Origin of the sequence: Zymomonas mobilis subsp. pomaceae ATCC 29192, from assembly GCF_000218875.1 — a bacterium.
In the GTDB taxonomy this organism is placed as follows: domain Bacteria; phylum Pseudomonadota; class Alphaproteobacteria; order Sphingomonadales; family Sphingomonadaceae; genus Zymomonas; species Zymomonas pomaceae.
On sequence record NC_015709.1, the window covers coordinates 1829536 to 1850526 of the forward strand.

Annotated in this window: 12 protein-coding genes and 1 pseudogene; 11 read left to right on the top strand and 2 right to left on the bottom strand. The window is 44.9% G+C overall.

The features are described from left to right. Positions 1–31: 31 nt before the first annotated feature. From ZYMOP_RS08165 to ZYMOP_RS08175, 3 genes and pseudogenes are all read left to right on the top strand, one after another. A complete protein-coding gene (locus tag ZYMOP_RS08165) occupies positions 32–3118 on the top strand; it encodes an efflux RND transporter permease subunit (protein WP_013934849.1) in 3087 nt (1028 codons plus the stop codon). Next, positions 3115–6417, top strand: coding sequence for an efflux RND transporter permease subunit (locus ZYMOP_RS08170; RefSeq protein WP_013934850.1), 3303 nt, complete (start codon positions 3115–3117; stop codon positions 6415–6417). Before ZYMOP_RS08165 ends, ZYMOP_RS08170 begins: the two co-directional genes overlap by 4 nt. Continuing rightward, positions 6408–8111 (top strand): annotated as a pseudogene (locus tag ZYMOP_RS08175) (efflux transporter outer membrane subunit); the annotation flags it as partial. The gene ZYMOP_RS08170 and the pseudogene ZYMOP_RS08175, both read left to right, overlap by 10 nt. A gap of 65 nt (positions 8112–8176) precedes the next feature. Here the strand turns inward: ZYMOP_RS08175 and ZYMOP_RS08180 are convergent. Continuing rightward, positions 8177–9106, bottom strand: a complete 930-nt coding sequence (locus ZYMOP_RS08180; protein ID WP_013934852.1) for a DMT family transporter — start codon at positions 9104–9106, stop codon at positions 8177–8179. A 515-nt stretch (positions 9107–9621) separates the two neighbouring features. After that, the gene (locus ZYMOP_RS08185) at positions 9622–12690 is read right to left on the bottom strand and encodes a TonB-dependent receptor domain-containing protein (protein ID WP_013934853.1); all 3069 of its coding nucleotides are present in this window, start codon (positions 12688–12690) and stop codon (positions 9622–9624) included. Between the two features lie 785 nt (positions 12691–13475). On the opposite strand from ZYMOP_RS08185, the gene ZYMOP_RS08190 reads away from it, so the two are divergent. From ZYMOP_RS08190 to pheT, 8 genes are all read left to right on the top strand, one after another. Continuing rightward, complete coding sequence (locus ZYMOP_RS08190; RefSeq protein WP_013934854.1) at positions 13476–14039, top strand: hypothetical protein; 564 nt, start codon at positions 13476–13478, stop codon at positions 14037–14039. Positions 14040–14270: 231 nt separating this feature from the next. Further along, positions 14271–14498, top strand: coding sequence for a DUF2093 domain-containing protein (locus ZYMOP_RS08195; protein WP_013934855.1), 228 nt, complete (start codon positions 14271–14273; stop codon positions 14496–14498). Between the two features lie 198 nt (positions 14499–14696). Beyond that, positions 14697–15632, top strand: coding sequence for a ribose-phosphate pyrophosphokinase (locus ZYMOP_RS08200; RefSeq protein WP_013934856.1), 936 nt, complete (start codon positions 14697–14699; stop codon positions 15630–15632). Between the two features lie 45 nt (positions 15633–15677). Continuing rightward, a complete protein-coding gene (gene hisN, locus ZYMOP_RS08205; RefSeq protein ID WP_013934857.1) occupies positions 15678–16457 on the top strand; it encodes a histidinol-phosphatase in 780 nt (259 codons plus the stop codon). A 143-nt stretch (positions 16458–16600) separates the two neighbouring features. Then, positions 16601–16804, top strand: coding sequence for a 50S ribosomal protein L35 (gene rpmI / locus ZYMOP_RS08210; RefSeq protein ID WP_013934858.1), 204 nt, complete (start codon positions 16601–16603; stop codon positions 16802–16804). 13 nt (positions 16805–16817) lie between these two features. Continuing rightward, positions 16818–17195: a 50S ribosomal protein L20 gene (rplT, locus tag ZYMOP_RS08215; protein ID WP_013934859.1), complete on the top strand. Its 378-nt coding sequence runs from the start codon at positions 16818–16820 to the stop codon at positions 17193–17195. Between the two features lie 310 nt (positions 17196–17505). Next, complete coding sequence (pheS, locus tag ZYMOP_RS08220) at positions 17506–18606, top strand: phenylalanine--tRNA ligase subunit alpha (RefSeq protein ID WP_041582207.1); 1101 nt, start codon at positions 17506–17508, stop codon at positions 18604–18606. Continuing rightward, complete coding sequence (gene pheT / locus ZYMOP_RS08225) at positions 18603–20972, top strand: phenylalanine--tRNA ligase subunit beta (protein ID WP_013934861.1); 2370 nt, start codon at positions 18603–18605, stop codon at positions 20970–20972. The genes pheS and pheT overlap by 4 nt, the downstream gene beginning before the upstream one ends. Positions 20973–20991 lie beyond the last annotated feature (19 nt).

Here is a 20991-nt window from a genome sequence, read left to right on the forward strand (position 1 = left end):
TAGGAACCGACAGTAGTAGGGTGCCGAGGGCATGAATCCTTCACGTCTTTTTATTTTGCGTCCGGTAGCTACTTCGCTGCTTGTCATCGCCATTGTGCTGGCAGGACTTTTGGGATTTCGTTTCATGTCGCTTTCGGCTCTACCGGAAGTGGATTATCCTACCATTCAGGTTACGACCCTCTATCCGGGGGCGTCTCCTGATGTAACCAGTGACACGGTTACAGCCCCGCTAGAGCGACAATTTGGTCAGATGTCCGGTTTATCACGGATGACGGCAAAAAGTTCAGCCGGAGCCTCGGTTATAACGCTCCAATTCGGTCTAACAGAGGCTTTGGATGTTGCTGAGCAAGAAGTGCAGGCCGCTATTAATGCGGCTAATGCTCTTTTACCTGCCGATCTCCCGGCTCCGCCCGTTTATGCCAAGGTTAATCCTGCGGATTCTCCTGTTTTAACTTTAGCGGCAATATCGGATACAATACCGCTAACAGATGTTCAAAATCTTATCCAAACGCGGCTGGCGCAAAAAATTTCACAGGTTTCAGGTGTTGGTCTTGTCGAGTTATCAGGGGGAGAGCGGCCTGCGATGCGTATTCAGGCTGATACTCAGCTATTGGCAAGTTATGGCATTTCCTTAGCAACTTTAAGAACGGCGATTACCAATGCTAATGCTAATTCCGCTAAAGGTAGCTTTGATGGACCTACGCGTTCATGGCAGATCAATGCGAATGATCAACTTTTAACCGTTAGCGATTATGAAAATCTGATTATTGCTATGCAGAATAACCGTCCTGTACGGATGCGTGATGTGGCTCAGGTTGTCTCTGGCGCGGAAAATAACCGCCTTGGGGCTTACTACAATGTTACGCCTGCTATTATTATCAATGTCAGACGGCAACCCGGTGCCAATGTTATCGCAACTGTCGATACCATTAAAAAAAGACTGCCTGAATTAGAGGCGGGCTTACCCGCTGGCCTAAAAGTTTCTGTCGTCACAGACCGGACAACCGGCATCCGATCCTCTATCGAGCATGTCGAAGTCGAATTGGTCTTGGCCGTCATCATGGTCATTTTGGTCATTTTTTTCTTTCTCCATTCTATACGTGCGACCATGATTGCGGCCTTGGCAGTGCCTATCTCTTTGATTGGCAGCTTTGCTGCTATGTATATGATGAATTATAGCCTCAATAACCTTTCTTTGATGGCGCTTACTATTGCCTCCGGTTTTGTGGTTGATGATGCTATTGTGATGATCGAAAATATCGAGCGTCATATAGAGGCTGGATTACAACCTTTTCAGGCGGCTTTAAAAGGCGCGCAGGAAATAGGCTTCACGATTATTTCTCTGACAATATCGCTTATTGCGGTTCTTATTCCGCTTTTGTTTATGAGTGATGTTGTCGGAAGATTATTCCGTGAATTCGCTATGACGTTAGCTATCACTATTTTAATTTCGGCTGTAATATCTCTAACCCTAACGCCTATGCTTTCTGCAAGATGGCTTATTCCTCATCGCCAACAGGGCGGTATTGGGGCGCGCATTAAACAAGGTTTTGATCGGCTCGAACATCATTATGAAAAAGGTCTGACATGGGTATTAGCGCACCAGCTGCTTATTCTTATTCTGACCATTTCGACCTTTGTTGCCACCGTACTTCTTTATATGGCTATTCCCAAGGGATTATTTCCCTTACAGGCGACAGGACAACTGCGGATACAAACAGATACCAGCGCTGATATTTCTTATGAGCGCATGGCACAATTGCAAAAATTGGCGGCGCAACAGGTATTAGAAGATCCGGCAGTTTCTAATCTATCCGTGATGACGGGCGTCGATGGTGTTACCAATAGTGCGCTTAATCAGGGCGTAATGTTGGTTAATCTTAAAACCACGATCACCGATGAACAAGCGGTCATAGCGCGTCTTTATAAAGCTATTGCGCGTGTTGCTGGTATCCGTGCCCATATTCAGCCGGTACAGGATTTAACGGTTGATACAGATACAGGGCCAACCCGTTTTAGATTGTCGGTTGAGGGGGCTGAAACTAATGCGGTGCATAAAGCCGCCCGCCAGATTGCCGATAGTTTAGCCAAAAGTAAAAAATTGAATGATGTCTATACCGATGCGGATGCTAAAGGAGAGGCCGTTTTCGTCGATATTGATCGCGATAGTGCCAGCCGCGTCTCTGTTACGGTTGCTGATATTGACGACACGCTTTATTCGGCTTTTGGGCAACGTATTGTCTCGACAATTTTTACAGAAACTAATCAATATCGGGTTATTTTGGAAGCCAGACCCAATCTTTTAAGTAGCATAAATGCCTTAGGTCATCTCAACTTACCGGGAAGTAGTACACTTCCGACCCCATTAGATGCGTTTTCTACCTTAAGAGAGGGCGCGGCGCCCCTGCAAATTATTCATGTAGCCCAGTTTCCTGCAGCCATGGTAGGATTTGATCTTGCCTCTAATACAGCTTTAGGTGACGGGGTCGCTACAGTTCGGGCTCAAATTGCAGCCCTTCATTTGCCCGCCGGTATTACGACAACGATGCTAGGCGCAGCCAGTGCCTATGAAAAAGCATTAGGCAATCAAATGCTTTTGATTTTGGCGGCCCTCGTCTGTGTCTATATTGTCTTAGGGGTATTATACGAAAGTTATATTCACCCTCTAACCATTCTTTCGACGCTACCCTCTGCCAGTGTCGGGGCTATTCTGGCTTTATGGTTAACAGGTCATGATCTCGATATCATCGGTATTATTGGTATTATTCTTTTAATTGGTATCGTTAAGAAAAATGCCATTATGATGATTGACTTTGCCATTGCCGCCGAGCGTGAAGAAGGCAAATCGCCGGAAGAGGCTATTTTTAGCGCCGCAATCTTACGCTTTCGCCCTATCCTGATGACAACCTTAGCGGCGTTATTTGCAGCGGTTCCCTTGATGGTGGGTCATGGTAGCGGTGCAGAACTGCGATTACCCTTAGGTCTTGCTATTTTTGGTGGCCTATTGGCTTCCCAGCTTTTGACCATTTTTACAACCCCTGTTGTCTATTTGGTTTTTGACCGCTTAGGGCAAAAAGTTTCGGCCTTGCGTAAAAAGAAAGGGACAGCAACCGCGTGAATCTGTCCCTGCCTTTTATTACCCGTCCAATTGGAACGACCCTTTTAACTATCGGGATAGCGCTTGCCGGTATCATTGCTTATTTTCGGTTGCCTGTTGCCCCGCTTCCGCAAATAGATTTTCCGGTTATTGTCGTGCAGGCCAGTATGGCAGGGGCCAGCCCTGACACTATGGCTAATAGTATTGCACAACCTTTAGAACGAAGGTTGGGTATTATTGCCGACGTTACCGAAATGACATCCACAAGTTCGGTTGGACAAACCCAGATTGCACTTGAATTCGGGTTAGATCGGGACATAAATGGTGCTGCGCGCGAAGTTCAGGCCGCTATCAGTGCGGCGCGGGCTGATTTACCGGCAACCTTACAAAGCAATCCTACCTATTTAAAAGTCAATCCATCTATGATGCCGGTCATGGTGCTGGCACTTACTTCTGATACCAAGACACCCGGACAAATTTATGAGGCCGTTTCTAATATCGTTTCACAACGGCTATCACAGGTTTCAGGAGTAGGCGAAGTTGAACTTGGCGGCGGTTCCTTACCCGGCATTCGTATTGATGTCTCGCCTTATGCCTTAAGCCGTTATGGTCTTAGCCTTGAAGATGTGCGGGCTTCTATTGAAAGTGCTAATGCTAATCGACCAAAGGGCGCTTTGGAAAGCAAGGATGGCCGTCATTTCCAAATTTATACGAACCAATTAGGCCGTGATGCAAAACTTTATGGCGAATTGATCGTCTCATGGCGTAATGGGACAACACCTATTCGCTTACGCGATATTGCCAGCGTTACTGACGGTGTCGCCGACACCCGCAATCTTGGTTTATTTAATGGTCATCCCGCTGTTGTGGTACTTATTACCCAGCAACCGGGCGCTAATCTTATTAATTTAGTCGATTCTCTTCGGTCAGAATTGCCTGGCTTAGAGAAAATGCTTCCGCCTGATGTCCATGTTACCGTAGCAAATGATCGTACCAGCTCTATTCGGTCAACCTTGAATGAAGTCCGTTGGACGTTAGTGATCTCTTTAATTTTGGTGATCGCCGTCGTCGGGGTTTTTCTTAGAAATCTCAGTGCTGTCATTATTCCGGCCGTTGCAGCTTCCGTTTCGTTGCTGGGTACTTTCAGCGTTATGTATTTTGCCGGTTTTTCCCTCAATAATCTTTCCATGATGGCGATTATTGTTGCCACTGGTTTTGTTATTGATGATGCCATTGTGGTTTTAGAAAATATTGCGCGTCACCTTGAAAACGGCATGAGCCGCATGGATGCCGCACTGTTGGGATCCAAAGAAGTCGGTTTTACGGTTTTATCTATCAGCATTTCTCTTGTCGCTGTTTTTATTCCGTTACTGTTTTTAGGCGGCATTGGTGGTCGCCTGTTCCGTGAATTTGCCGTCAGTCTGTCTGCCGCTGTTTTGATCTCTATGGTGATTTCCCTGACGACAACACCCATGATGTGTGCATGGATGTTGCATTATAATCAGGATAAGAAAAAGCAGGGGCGTTTGGCGGCCTTCTTTGAAAAAAGCTTTGACGCTGTTGAAAAAGCCTACGCTATAGCGCTTGATTGGGCGCTATCTATGAAGCCGCTAATGGCGGTTCTTTTTGTACTTGTTCTTATTTTGACCGTCTATCTTTATATTGTCGTCCCTAAAAGCTTTTTCCCCCAGCAAGATTCACCTATCCTTATGGCGGGTGTTCGGGCTGATAAATCAGCCTCGTTTCAGACGATGGAAAAGAAACTGACGCAGACAGTTAATATCCTTCGTCAGGAAAAAGAGGTGTTAACCGTTATCGGTTTTACAGGGGGAAAAAGATCGGGCGGCGCTTTTTTGATGGTTAACCTTAGACCTTGGGGCGAACGTAAAGAGAAGGCGACTACGGTTATTAATCGCCTGCGTCCGAAATTAGCCCGTTTAACTGGAATTTCTGTCTTTCTGTCCCCTCTTCAGGATTTACGTATGGGGGCACGTTCCTCGGATGCAACCTATCAATACACGCTTATTTCAGATGACAGTAAGGCTTTACAGGAATGGGTACCTAAATTGACTCAGGCCTTACAGGATTCTTCTATCATAACAGATGTTGATAATGATTTATCCTTGAATGGAATTGAATCATGGGTGGATATTGATCGTGATACTGCCAGCCGTCTGGGTATCAGTGCACGCAATGTTGATAATGCTCTTTACGATAGCTTTGGTCAGCGCCAAATCGCGACTATCTATGAAGATATTAACCAATATCCGGTGGTATTTGAATGGGCACCCAAAGATCAGCAGGGGCCGCAAGCTTTACAAAATGTCTATATCCCAACCAACAGTGCTAACGATTCTGCATCCAGTGTTAATACAACAGCGGTATCGGGGACAGGCACCAATACCGCTGGAGCCACCTCTCTCGCTAATGATTCTTCTTCTCTCTCGGTTAATTCTACCGGTAGCGGCAATAACGGTAATCCGAATTCCGCTAATCCTGCCTTACGTGATCCTTCCACAGGAAGCGCGCTCAATACGTCTGCCAGCACAATGGCACCTTTGCCTGCGATAGCAAAATTCACTTATCACGCGACGGATTTATCTATTCAGCATGATAATGGAGAAGCGGCAGCTACGATTTCCTTCAATCTTAAGACAGGACACAATCTTACCGAAGCCCAAGCTGAAATTAAAAACAGAATTGCACAGCTGATGCTGCCGCCTAATGTTCGAGGTAGTTTTGCAGGGACAGCTAAGTTAAGCGGAGATCAGAACAGTGGACAAATATTGTTATTGATCGCCGCCTTGGTAACCATCTACATTGTTCTGGGTGTTCTGTATGAAAATCTTGTTCATCCCCTCACTGTGATTTCGACCTTACCTGCGGCAGGTGTCGGGGCTGTTTTAGCTTTGCTGCTTATTCACATGGAATTTTCTGTCATTGCCTTAATCGGTGTCTTTTTATTAATGGGTATCGTTAAGAAAAACGCTATCTTAGTAATTGATGTCGCCCTCAATTTACAACGTGAACAGGGGCTTTCGGCAGAAGAAGCTATGCGAGAATCCTGTATTTTACGCTTCCGCCCTATTATTATGACCACTTTGGCGGCGGCGTTAGGTGTTTTACCCTTGGCTATTGGTTTTGGGGAAGGTTCTGAATTCCGTCAACCGCTAGGTGTGACTATTATCGGAGGGTTGGTTGTTAGTCAGCTTCTAACCCTTTTTACTACGCCTGTTATTTATATTTATTTCGACCATTTATCCCGTTGGCGTCCATGGCGACGTAAATCCAAGCCTGCCAATCAGCTGGAGAGAGCATGAAAGCCTTTTTCCTATTACCGCCGCTTGCTCTTGTTCTAGCCGGCTGTGAAATGGGACCGAATTACGTTCGTCCTTCTGCCCCGACACCTCATCAATATGGAGGCGTCGATAACAAAGGCGTTACAAAATCTCCCGGAACCGCTGCCTTAAGGGAAAGTCAAAAAGACACGGCCTCAAATCAGGCCTCTTTGAAGACAGACAAAAATAAACCGGACGATAAAAATACCGAGAAGCCCGCTTTGCCCGATATGACAACCTCGGATGGTCAAAAGATAAGTTGGCAGGAAAGTCAGCCTATGGATCATGAGATTAGAGATCAATGGTGGCTGCTCTTTAATGATCCCGATCTTAACAGGTTAATAGCAAGATCAGATACAGCTAGTCAAACGGTGGCTCAGGCTGAGGCAACATGGCGCAATGCCTTAGCGGTTATGGGACAAAATCGATCTGCCATGTGGCCAACAATTAGTCTCGCCGCATCTAATCAACACACAGTAACAGGGGGGGGCAGTCAGGTAGTCAACACGGCAGGGGGCGGTTCCTCGACCGTGAGCACTGGAAACGTCAGCGACAACTATCGCGCTGGTTTGTCCATGAGCTGGACACCTGACTTTTTTGGTAGTGTCCGACGGCAGGTTGAGAATTCACGGGCTACAGCGGAAGCGAATTTAGCGGATATTGAAACCGCACGCTTAGCACTGCACGCTGGCGTGACCAGCAGTTATCTTCAACTACGCGAAGCTGATGCCGAAATTCAAATTATGCAACAGACGATAGCCGCCTATAGCCATGCTTTAGAGGTTGCCAAAAATCGTTTCAATGCCGGTATCGCGCCCGAAAGTGACGTCTTTCAAGCCGAGACACAGTTATCTAATACGCGATCACAGATAGAAACCCTAAGGCAAAACCGCCGCACCTATGAAGATGCTATTTCAGTTTATGTCGGTGTACCTGCTGGTGATTTTCACATTGAACCCCGTGAAAACTGGCAAGCGGTGGTCCCTGAAATTCCACTCGGTTTACCTTCAACCCTATTACAACGTCGTCCAGATGTTGCCTCAGCTGAACGTAAGATAGAAGCCGCTTCGGCTATGATTGGCGTTAGAAAAGCAGCCTTCTATCCCAGTTTTAGTATGTCCCCTTATGCCGGTGACACCGCTAAAAACATAACCAATCTGTTAGCGCAGTCTTCCAGTATCTGGTCAGTAGGCGCGTCTATGGCCTTCACGGTGCTTGATTGGGGGTCTCATTTATCTCAGCTTCATCAAGCGCGGGCGCAATATGCCGAGGCTGTCGCGAATTATAGGCAGGTTGTTTTAACCGCCTATCAAAATGTTGAAGATCAGATAGCCTCTACTCAGGTCTATGATCGTCAACAGTCTCAATTGCTGGCGGCTTCGGTGAATGCTGATCGTAGTGAACAGGCGGTCTTAAAAAGATATCAAGTGGGGCTAGTCGCTTATACGGATGTTGTGACTTTGGAAACGACGGCTCTAACCGCTAGAAGGAGCCTGATCCAAACCCAGTTATTACGTCAGACTTCAGCTGTTTCTCTTATCCAAGCCTTAGGGGGGGGCTGGACAGGGCTACCGCCGCGGATGCCTTCTAATCACACTGTTTTCAAAGCAGCCGCCAAACAACGGCGCGCTGAAGAAAAAGCTGAAAAAGCCATAGCGGCATCCCATCCTCGCTAGAGACTTTCTCTGAAAATCTCTTTTATTGGCGATTAATTGTTGTGTATGTTTTTTTCCTATTCCGTTTATTCCGAAGCTTCTAAAGTCTTCTGAATTTGATGGGCTATGGGGGGAAGAGGGGCTTTTACTAAACTGCGCCCACTGCGCCATGTCAGATAACCTGATAAAAGGATAATCCCGATACCTAAAAAAGCAATATTATCGATCGGCTGATGAAAAATGACATAACTAAAAATGACGGTCCAAATCATCTGACTGTATTGAGGAAGCGCAATAGTATTCGCTTCTGCATATTCAGCAGCAATCATCATTAAAAGCTGGCCAGCCGCGGCTAAAAATCCATAGATGCTAAGATATACCCACTGGATAGGAGTAGGGATTGTCCAGTGAGGCAACATCAAAATACCATCAATAATAATTGGGCCGATAACCCCAGCCCCATAGAGGGATAAACGCGAAGGCTTTGTAACAAGCCCCCCTTTTTTCTTATCGGTAGCCCGAAATACAGCCCAAGAGGTTCCGGTGCAAAAAGCACCACCAATAGCGGCCAAGTGACCAATACCAAAAGGTCTGCTTTCTGGTCGCAACACAACTAATGTGCCTATAAAACCAATAATTAACGCGATCCATTTTGATAGCGATACTTTCTCGTTTAGAAAGACTAAGGCAATGATATTCACAAAAAGCGGCAATAAAAATAACAGGGCCATAGCTTCTGGCATTGAAAGCTTTGTGAAGGCTACCACACAAAGAAAAGTGCACAAAGCCACAGAGACTGCCCGCACTAACCAGATGAAGAAATGAGAAAAACCGAAAACATTGATATAGCTTTCATGCGGTTTTCGTACAAAAGGTATTGCGACAGTTCCCATAAGACCGGCCATAAAGGCCGCTTCGAAAGGATCAACTTGACCTTCTAATAACTTTGATCCCGCATCACTGATAGTGAATAATAAATAAGACCACAGAGCTAGAATAATGCCTTTTTTTTCCATGGTAGTATGAACTCCGGCTTCACTCTGTCTTATTCAGACAAGCGTCCAATCTTCCACTAAGTGGAGGTTGATTCTAAATTATCAACGAAAGACGAAATTGAATCCGTTCAAAAACGAATCTACAAATATAAGAAAAGCTGCTTATATTTTTTTGAATTAAAAAAAACCTAAAAAATGCAGAATAATAAATTTAATTTTTTTTCACAAAGAAATTTTCTAAAAATAGAATATTAAAATGATTTATATTGTAATTTACTTTTCAATATAGGTTTTAAAATATATCTTACTTATAAAATTAAGTAAAATAACGTACATGAATTCTTAACGCTTATTTAAAATAACCCTATGGTGCTAATAAAATTTTAACGGTCTATTTAGACCATAATCATCAAATTTCAAGCCATAGCTACTCCACAATCCACAATTCATCCGCCTCTATTTTCTTCCGCCCATAAAAGAAGGGGCCAATATTGCTATTGGTCCCTTCTTTATTAACATTAAACTATTGTGGTATCTTAGAAATCATAACTCAGACCGGCAAAGATATAGCGGCCATAGACATCATAAGTACTGGCATAAGTATTACCGTTATAAATAGCACCAGAACCATTTTGTGAGGTAATTAACGGTGGATCGGTATCCAACACATTATTGACACCAGCACTTAATGTGACTTTATCGGTCACCTTGTAATAAGCGGTCAGGTCGAGATAACTGACATTTCCGATTTTTCTATCAAAACTGGAAGTTGCGGTACCTGCTGGGTTGGCTGAGGTTCCAACATCACTTTTCACAGCCCCGACAAACCGCCACATAGCTGAAAAACCATAACCCTTCGGTAGATCCCAGCTAACACGTACTTGGTGCCGCCATTTCGGCATCGGCATACCACAAACAGCACCAAAAAGACCGGCACAATTATAGGTCGTTGCCCCACCACCCGGATTGGTCTTGTAATTTAACAGCCATGTGCCGTTCATTGAAGCACTTAAATTACCATATTTACTGCCCAGCGGATAGCTGTAGTTCACGCCGAAATCGACACCTCTTGTTGAAAGAGAGCCAACATTCATCAAAGTATCAGAGACATAACCGTTCTGACTACGCCACAAAGAGCCATTCTCATCACGATGAATGCGATCACAATAGAGACCCTTGAGCCCACAAAGCTGTAATATATTATCAGCACCCAATTGGTTGATAATATTTTTGATTTTAATATCAAAGAAATCAGCTGTGAAGTTAAAGCGACGGAAGGGGGTTAAAGCGATACCCCCTGTAAAGGTATTCGCCGTTTCAGGTTTCAGGTTAGGGTTCCCGCCTGTCAATCCATTATACTGGCTGGCGGTATTATCCGTAATCGTGCCATATTGAGATGGGGAAACGCCTAATCTTGAACACTGAGCGGCAGTCATAGATAAATCTGCCGCCGGGCCGGCACAAGGATCAGTGGACCCATCAAGGGCAACAGAGGTTGGGCTGTAAAGTTCCTGAATACTCGGCGCACGTACTGCCCGGTTATATCCACCACGCAGCGCAACACCTCTGACCGGGGAGTAAACCATCTGTCCTTTATAGGACATAACAGAACCGCTGGAGCTATAGTCCGAATAGCGGAAACCACCATTTAAAGATAATTCATTGACACCGCGCTTATGATCCATGATCGGTAAGCCGGCTTCAATGAAGAGTTCTTTTACATCATATTGACCTTGAGAAGAAAGCCGAGGTCCCCCGGTACTAGCTAAATCACCGCTGGAAAGTTCTTCATCCGTATAATCTTTCATCTTTTCACGGCGATATTCTGCACCGACACTAACACTCAAACCATGGCTAGCTGTTGGCAATTGAACACCATATTGCGAACCATCAAAAGTCAAAGATCCACTGACAACCGTTTCTTGAGTTGATCCTGTTTCGAGAGCGGGTGTGTTAAGATAGTTGATAGAGGTCTGACTTGCACCTTTCCCGCTGAAAATATCATAAGGAACACAAGCTGAATCGCTACCGTCAATGACGGAACGGCAAGTTGCCACGCCATTGTAATTGGTAACATTCATAGCATTATTTAATTTACGGATAGAAAAGTCATTTGTAGAACGATTTTGATAAACCGTTGAACCATATTGGCCATAAACATCATAGGTTAAACCTTTGACGATTTCGCCTTTCGATCCGATAACACCGCGATAGGATGTATGTTGCATCGCGCTGAGCCGTGGACCGCCTTCGACATTTCTTTTGTATATTTGTGCTGTCGAGGTGCTATAGGGTTGCCCCTGACTATCTACGGCGGAGACGGTATTACCCGTAGAACATAGGATAGACGACGCCTGAGATGTCAAAAATGGATTGTCGCAGCTGACATTACCATAACCAAAAGTACCAGATGGCGCTATCTGAGCCGTACTTCTGTCATCCATAAACTGGAATTCAGCATAGGGTTTGAAACCATCGGTTACATCATAATGAGCAAAAAAGCCCGCTGTATAACGCTGATCTGGACGCTGGATATTGCTGGGCGCACCATAATTATATGTAGAGGATTTCGGTAAAAGTTGTCCATTACTGAAATGATAGCGATCATTGCCAACAAGGGCCGTCCCAGCAGCAGATGTTGAAGATCCACCACAAATTGCATCACTAGCGCCGCTGCCATTAATTGAACAGGCACTGTAATCACGATCGGCACCGACAACAGCAGCCTGACGGCGATAGCCAAGATAAGCTACCACATGACCACGACCATCTTTAGTGCCAGCACCAAATTTCAAATTGGCATTAAAACCCCAACCGTCGAAAGCTGTATTTCTGGGGATATTTTCATTTGCATTTCCCAGAATGCGCCGCATGGTTTTATTATCGTTGCCATTATTTAAAATATTATATTGGGCATCCGCATGAAAACCCTCATAATCCGTATCCATAATGAAGTTGACAACACCCGCGACAGCATCTGAACCATAAACGGCAGAAGCACCCCCCGTCAGGACATCTACACGCTTGATCAATGACGCTGGAATAGCATTTAAATCAGAGGATTGGGCGCTGGGATCACCTGGCATCAAACGGCGTCCATTGATGAGAACCAATGTTCGCTGAGAGCCTAAATTACGCAGGTTAGCCGTAGCGGTTCCTGTGGATCCATTTGCTGTAGCGCTGTTTTGGCCGCCATAGAATTGTGGCATTCTGTTCAGCAAATCTTCAATACGGTTATAACCCTGTTTGGTAATTTCTTTCGCATTGACAGACGTAATAGGGCTGGTCGAAGTAACCCCTGGTGGCAAGCGTGATCCCGTAACCGTAATGGCATCGCTTGGTACTGCTGAAATAGATTCAGCGGGTGGTAGTGCTATAGCTTCACTGGGAGGAACAGCCGTCGCGGTGGTTCCCTTGTCTACCGCCGCGTTACCACTCGTATCATTCGTAGATGTTGTAGTAGCAGGTATATCTGCCTGAGAAGGATTCCCAACCGCTGTATCTTGCGGTGATATTTCCTGTGCAAAAAGTGGTGTGGTCCATGCAATTACCCCAGCGACCATACCCGTGGTCATGAAGGCACTTTTCAGATGTCTTCTGATCATTATTCCCCCTATTTAAGATATGCACTCCCCGTGGTCAGCCTCTCCCTGTTAGAGGCTTTCCCATGCATGTCTGAATAAATCATTGCATGTGATGACAGTACAATAATCTATCCCTTTAGAGAGATAATGTTATTTTTTAATTTTCTGCAATTACTTAATTACGGAAATTTATGTTGCTCAGACATTCCTTTAAAAATGTAACAAAATTGCAACAAGAAAGTCTGATGATTTATTAAATCATATAAATATAATTTAAATTCAAAAATAAGATTTTTAATTATTAAATTAAATTTTGTAAAAAAAAATAAGATTTTTAAATTTCTTATTATTATTTTTTTATATAAATTATATATTATTTAATAACTTTTATTTAACATATAAATATAATATAATAATTTTTTACAAATGTTTAATATTGTTAAAAAATAATAAAAATCTAAAATATAATATATTTTTAAATATAAATATAAATTTATTACTATAAATTATGTATTAATTGTTATGATTTTATCTTTGAAATTATAATATTTTTATTTTTAAATATTTTTAAAATAAAAATATATTAAATTCAGTTTTTTAATAAAAAATATTTAAATATTAATATGAATATAACCAAAAACAAAAATATATTTTGAATTAAATGACTTAATATTACAAATATACTTATTATTATATAACTATAAAAATATTAACTCCAATTTCATAATTTTATTATGATAAACTTATCCCTATGCTAACGCTTTCAAATTAACATTTATCTAAAAAAGAGAATTAGGGGACTCCGTATGAAATATTATTTTTGGGAGACGGTTGGTCTCTCTCTATTCTTGATTTCTCCCATACAAGCAGCACAAAGTCAGAATAATTTGAAAGACAGCCCTCTTTTCAGTCATCTTCTTACCTGCCGCAATATCGAAGATAAGACAGCAAGGCTGCAATGCTTTGATGATACTGTCAAAACGCTTGATGAAGCGAATACGCATCATGATATTCTTGTGCTTGATCGAGCTGCTATTATTGCGCGCCAACGGCAATCTTTTGGTTTTGGGCCACCTGTATTAGCCTTACCCAAGCCAGAAAAACCCGTATCAAAATCTAAAAGTAAAGCGCCCAATTCTGATGAATCGCTGAATGAAATGACAGATAAAGCGACATTTGTCAGTCAGGATAATGAGGGACACTGGATTATCGGTTTTGCCAATGGCGCGCGGTGGCAACAGATTGACGAGCAAATTATTCCCAATGAACCGCATATCGGGTCAGTTATTCGGCTCCGAAAAGCCTCCTTTGGCTCTTTCGTAGCCAATATTGATAAACAGTCCGCTGTGAAAATGAGACGTATCCGTTAAGATATTGCCTACCTTGAATTTCGGTAGTGATTTGTTTTTGTATCATCTTAACGTTAGGATTATACCATAAATTATCTATGGAAGAATTATCTCTTCTTTTGGACAGTAGATTTAATTTTATATTGAACTATTTTATCCTATATTCAGTTGAGCTTTATTAAAAAACTCAATCGTTGTCCGCGTTTTTGCACTGTGGAATTTGTGGTTTCTCATTTTTTAAGGAAAATAATCATGCTGATGTCGGGTCTGAAAAAAGGACGTCAGGCACAAATCAAATATCTGGATGGACATTTCCGCCTCATTTCACGAGGTGATCATGTCATCTGTGCGATTTCCGGAAAGCCGATTGATTTAGAATCATTACATTATTGGAGCGTCGAGCGGCAAGAAGCTTATGCTTCCGCCTATGAGGCCGAAATAGCTTTTTTGCGGCATGGCGAGGACAAAACAACCGCATAATTTAGCTTCATCATAAGGCAATTTTAATTATTCATATGGATAGATTACCCCTTGTTTTATAGCTTTCTGGCCTTTGACAGGTGAAGATAATAAGAAAATAAACCATAATTCTTCTTCTTATTTTCTGTGGAAGGTTTCCATTTCGGCTTAAAATGTCTAAGGGACACGCATCTTTCCGGTTACTCGCGTGAGGGATCCATGAAGCTGCTTGCCGGTAATTCTAATCTACCTATTAGTCAGGCTATTGCCGACTATCTTGAAATTGACCTAACCAAAGCGTCTGTACGACGCTTTGCCGATGAAGAAATCTTCGTCGAAATTCGTGAGAATGTGCGTGGTCAGGATGTCTTTGTTATCCAGTCAACTTGCTGGCCGACCAATGACAATCTGATGGAACTGTTGATCTGTATTGACGCCTTGAAACGGGCTTCTGCACGTCGGATCACCGCGGTGATTCCCTATTTCGGTTATGCGAGACAGGATCGGAAACCAGGGCCACGCACGCCTATTTCTGCCAAATTGGTGGCCAATCTGATCACGGTTGCAGGGGCTAGCCGTGTCTTATCGGTTGATCTCCATGCCGGACAGATTCAGGGCTTTTTCGATATTCCGACGGATAATCTCTATGCCGCTCCGGTTATGTCTGCCGATATTCTGGCCCGTTTTCCAGACAAGAAATTAACCGTTGTTTCCCCCGATGTCGGGGGGGTTGTTCGGGCCCGTGCCTTAGCTAAACGGCTGGATAACGCACCGTTGGCTATCGTTGATAAACGGCGTGAACGCCCGGGTGAATCCGAAGTGATGAATATCATCGGGGATGTCTCAGGTCGTTTTTGTATTCTAATCGATGATATCGTCGATTCTGCTGGCACGCTCTGCAACGCAGCCCAAGCTTTGCTTAATGCGGGTGCTGAAGGGGTCATGGCTTATGTCACCCATGGGGTATTATCAGGGGCTGCTGTCGCCAGAGTAGAAAAATCGGCATTATTAGAATTGGTTGTAACCGATTCTATCGGGATGCGTCCTGAAGTCGAGAAGAGTTCAAAAATTCGTCAGCTGTCTTTAGCACCGCTTTTGGCCGAAGCTATTCGGCGGATCGCGGATGAAACCTCTGTTTCTTCCCTATTTGACTAGAAAATAAGCCTGCAAAAGCAGGCTTATTTTATGATTTGAGAAAATATGATCTCCAGCCTGAATGAAGATGATATCCGTCTTGCGCATCGCTTGGCTGATATTGCCGCTGATGTCATCCGTCCTTTTTTCCGAGCCTCCTTTGATATTGATGTCAAAGCAGATCACTCACCTGTTACGCGGGCGGATCGGGGTGCTGAACAGGCCATGCGTGCCTTATTGGAAAAAGAACGACCCGAAGACGGCATCTTTGGCGAAGAAATGGGCGTCGCCCGCCCGGATGCCAAAAGAGTATGGGTCTTGGATCCGATTGACGGCACGCGCGCTTTTATTGGCGGACGGGCTAGTTTTGGTACGTTAATTGCCCTTGTTGAAGAGGGTAAACCCGTTTTGGGCATCATTAACCAACCGATCCATAAGGAACGCTGGGTAGGGGCTAAAGGCTATCCTACCTTTTTCAATGGTAAGGCTATCCAAACGCGTTCCTGCGCAACGCTTGATCAGGCTTTGTTATCGACAACAGCGCCTTGGCTTTTTGAAAAAGAAGGCGAAGCGCGATTTGATGCTTTACGGCCGCACTGTCGGGATACATTATTAGGCGGTGATTGCTATAATTACGGTTTACTGGCCTCTGGGCATGGCGATTTAGTGGTAGAACAAGGGCTAAAATTTTATGATTTTGCTGCCTTGGTGCCTATCGTCGAAGGGGCTGGCGGTGTAATGCGAGATTGGCAAAATCGTCCGTTGGATAAAAATAGTGTCGGTGAAGTCATTGCAGCGGGTGATCCTCGCTTGATCCAACCGACATTGTCTGCCATGGGTTTATAGGTTTCATAAGTTCAAAAAGATCGGCTTGTCAAATCAAGAGGTGACCTCTATAAGCCGCCTTTCTTCCACGATCCCGTCTGCACTGCCCGGCTTAATTATGGGCTGCCGTGGCGGTGGCCGATCGTCAAAATAAGGAGACGAAAATGCCCAAGCTGAAGACCAAAAGTGGGGTCAAAAAGCGGTTTAAAATAACCGCCAATGGTAAAATCAAACATGGTGTCGCTGGTAAGCGCCATCGCTTGATCAGCCATAACGCAAAATACATTCGTCAGCATCGCCGCACGGACGTGATCGCTGCATCAGAAGCTCGCATTATCAAAGTGTGGGCACCGTACGGTTTAAATTAAGGGAGGCTGACAGATGGCACGTGTAAAACGCGGTACCACGACGCGCGCAAAACATACCCGTATTCTCGATCAGGCCAAAGGTTATTATGGCCGTCGCAAAAACACTATTCGCATTGCGCGTCAGGCTGTCGAAAAAGCCGGTCAGTACGCTTATCGCGATCGTAAAGTAAAGAAGCGGTCATTCCGCGCACTTTGGATTCAGCGTATTAATGCGGCTGTTCGCGCCGAAGGCTTGACCTATGGTGTGTTCATGTATGGTTTAAAGCTGACCGGTATTGAACTTGATCGTAAAGTTCTTGCTGATCTGGCCATGAACGAAGGCGCTGCTTTCGGTGCTATCATTGCTCAGGTCAAAGCGGCTTTACCAGAAGGCGCACGCGTTGCAGCATAATGATGCGGTTTTCGCATAAAAATCCCTTTCAAGGGTAATTTTAAAAGGCATAGAGACGCCATTTCGGTTGTTTCTATGCCTTTTTCTTGTAATTTAGAGACCGATCCAGTGCGCTTCTCCCTCCGGTTTTACCGGATGAAGGTGCGTTCTGGAAAATACCCAATGGTTCGCTGTCTGCTATTTATTGATATTTAATAAAAGCTTTAGGCTTTCTTGCGCTATAAGAATGCCAAAATACCAAAAAGGCTATCAATAAAGCTTTACAATAGACGGCTTTAAACGGGCCATGGTCACAGAAATGATGGAAAGCATGACTGATCTAGATAATCTGAAAGCCGATCTTGTCAGTCGGATCTCTGAAGCAGAAGATCTGACAGGCTTGGAAGCGGTACGGGTATACGCTCTTGGGAAACAAGGGGTCGTTACAGCTCTTTTAAAGTCCCTTGGCAAAATGGCACCTGAAGAGCGGCAGGAAAAAGGGCCCGAGATCCACAGCCTGCGGCAACAAGTGACGACTGCCGTTGCTGAACGGAAGACGATATTGGAAACGGCGCTTCTCAATGAGAAATTAGCCGTTGAGACTATTGATCTATCATTGCCTTCTCCAAAGATACCCAAAGGCTCGCTCCATCCCGTCAGTCAGGTTATGGATGAGTTAGCAGAAATTTTTGCTGATTTAGGCTTTGCGGTCGCTAGTGGCCCTGAAATCGAAGACGAATGGCATAACTTTTCGGCGCTTAATATTCCGGAAAGCCATCCGGCGCGGGCTATGCATGATACTTTCTATTTTGAACCCCAAGCAGACGATAAGGCAAACGGGGAAAAAGGCCGAATGCTTTTAAGGACGCATACTTCTCCGGTTCAAATTAGAACAATGATGGGCCAAGAACCCCCCATCCGTATTATTGCTCCCGGAAGAACCTATCGTTCTGACTCTGATGCGACGCATACTCCGATGTTTCATCAGGTCGAAGGTTTAGTTATTGATAAGGGGGTTCACCTCGGTCATTTGAAATGGACGCTTGAAACCTTTGTTCGGGCCTATTTCGAGCGGGACGACATCGTCCTTCGCCTTCGTCCCAGCTATTTCCCATTCACTGAACCTTCAATGGAAGTGGATGTCGGATATACCTTGGAAAAAGGGCGTCGTATTATCGGCGGCAGTGATCCTGATGGATGGATGGAAATTCTAGGTTCTGGCATGGTGCATCCCAATGTGATTACGGCTTGTGGCCTTGATCCTGATGTATGGCAGGGCTTTGCCTTTGGTTGCGGTATTGATCGTCTTGCTATGCTTAAATATGGCATGGACGATTTACGGGCTTTCTTTGATGGCGATCTTCGCTGGCTCCGTCATTTTGGTTTTGCTGCCCTTGACGTGCCCACACTTTCAGGAGGAGTCGGCGCATGAAATTCACCCTTTCATGGCTTAAAGAGCATTTAGAAACAGAAGCCTCTGTTCAGGAAATAGCCGATACCTTAACCCATATTGGGCATGAGGTAGAATCTGTTCATAATCCGGCAGATGGCTTGGAAGCTTTTCGTATTGCACGCGTTCTTACAGCCGAACGTCATCCCCAGGCGGATCGGTTACAGATTTTGGCTGTCGATATCGGCGAATCTGAACCGTTACAGGTTGTTTGCGGCGCTATTAACGCTCGTGCAGGTTTGGTCGGTGTTTTTGCGGCCCCCGGTGTTTATGTTCCCGGTATCGATGTTACCTTAAAGGTCGCCTCTATTCGCGGTATCGAAAGCCGCGGTATGATGTGTTCTATCCGGGAATTAGGGCTAGGGGATGAACATGATGGCATTCTTGATCTCCCGAATGATGCACCGATAGGACAAAGTTACGTCGAGTGGGCAGGGCTTAATGATCCTGTTTTCGATGTAGCCATCACGCCTGATCGTCAGGATTGTATGGGCGTTAGAGGCCTTGCCCGCGACTTGGCTACTGCTGGCATTGGGCGTTTCAAACCCTTGGCTGTTCCGCGCGTTCCGGTAACGGATGCAGCACCGGCGGCTATTGCAATAGAAGATAGTGAAGGCTGTCCCGCTTTTTTTGCCCAACTTATTCGTGGTATCCAGAATGGCCCTTCACCGGATTGGATGGCTAGAAGATTGCGGGCGATTGGTTTACGACCGTCTTCGGCTTTAGTCGACATTACTAACTATGTGATGTTTGATCTTGGACGGCCTTTGCATGTTTATGATGCGGGTATTGTCAAAGGAACATTAACGGCTCGAAAGGCTAAAGAAGGAGAAAGCGTCGAAGCCTTAAATGGAAAAAGCTATACGCTTGATCCTTCTATAACCGTTATTGCGGATGATCGGGGCGTTAGAAGTATCGCGGGTATTTTGGGAGCAGAAGCGGGTATGGTTTCTGGTTCCACAACAGATGTTATCATCGAATGTGCTTATTTCGATCCAGCCGTTATCTCGCAGGCGGGTCAAAAATTAGGGCTTGCTTCTGATGCCCGAATTCGCTTTGAACGGGGGGTAGATCCTGCCTTCTTAAGTGAAGGGTTGCAAATTGCTTCCCGTTTAGTGTTGGATTTATGCGGTGGTAAAGCGACCCCTGCGGCGACTTTAGGGGAAGCGCCTTCAGCTGTGCCGGTTATTGCTTATGATCCGTCTTATGTTTCCAATCTGGCGGCTATGGATGTCGCCCCAGCTCGTCAGCGTGAAATTCTCGAGCATCTTGGTTTTGCGATTGATGCGGGATGGCGCGTTCGTGTACCAAGCTTCCGGCGTGATGTTAGTGTTGTTGCCGATATTGTTGCTGAAGTAGTTAGAATTGAAGGGCTCGATAATGTCCCTTCTACGCCGCTTGATCGTGGTGATGGGGTTGCCCGTCCGATTGCTACCCATGGACAGTTGGTCGAACGACGTGTGCGCCGTGCGGCGGCGGCTTTTGGCATGAATGAAGCCGTTACGTGGAGCTTTATTTCGGAAAAAGATGCGGATATTGTTGGCGGCGCGCATTGGAAGCTCGCTAATCCGATCAGTGAAGATATGAAAGTGATGCGGCCTTCGCTTTTACCGGGGCTATTAGCGGCAGCGAAACGCAATCGGGATCGAGGTCAATTGACTGTTCGCTTATTTGAGGTCGGACGGCGTTATTTGGCAGAAGCTGAGCGTCCAACCCTAGGTCTGATTTTTGCAGGTGAGCGCATGATGCGCGACTGGCAATATGGTAAAGCGCAAAATTTTGATGCCTTCGATGCCAAAGCGGCTGTTTCTGCCATGTTAGACGCGATTGGAATGCCGGTCGATCGCTTACAGTTATTAGGGGACGCGGGGGATGTTTATCATCCGGGGCGTTCAGGTCGTTTATGCTTGGGTCCCAAGAATACTTTGGCTGTTTTTGGAGAAATACATCCTTCCATTCTGACTGAATTTAATATGGAAGGGCCCGTTATCGGCGCAGAAATTTTTCTGGATGCTTTTCCTGTCCGTAAAAATTCAGGTCAATTAAGACCGCCTTATGCCCCTAATATGCTCCAACCCGTTTATCGGGATTTTGCCTTCTTACTTCCCAAAGACGTGCCTGCTGGTGATTTGGTAAGAAGCATTGCCGGTGCTGATAAAAATGCTATTGTTGAAGCAAGAATTTTTGATCTTTTTACAGGGGGCGCCATTGATGATAATGAGAAATCATTGGCTATCGAAGTGATGCTTCAGCCGACTGATAAAAGTTTTACTGATGCCGAATTACAGGCCATCAGCGATAAAATTGTAGCCGCAGCAACGAAAAAAGGGGCTCGATTAAGGGCCTGAATACATTGAAAAGATTTTA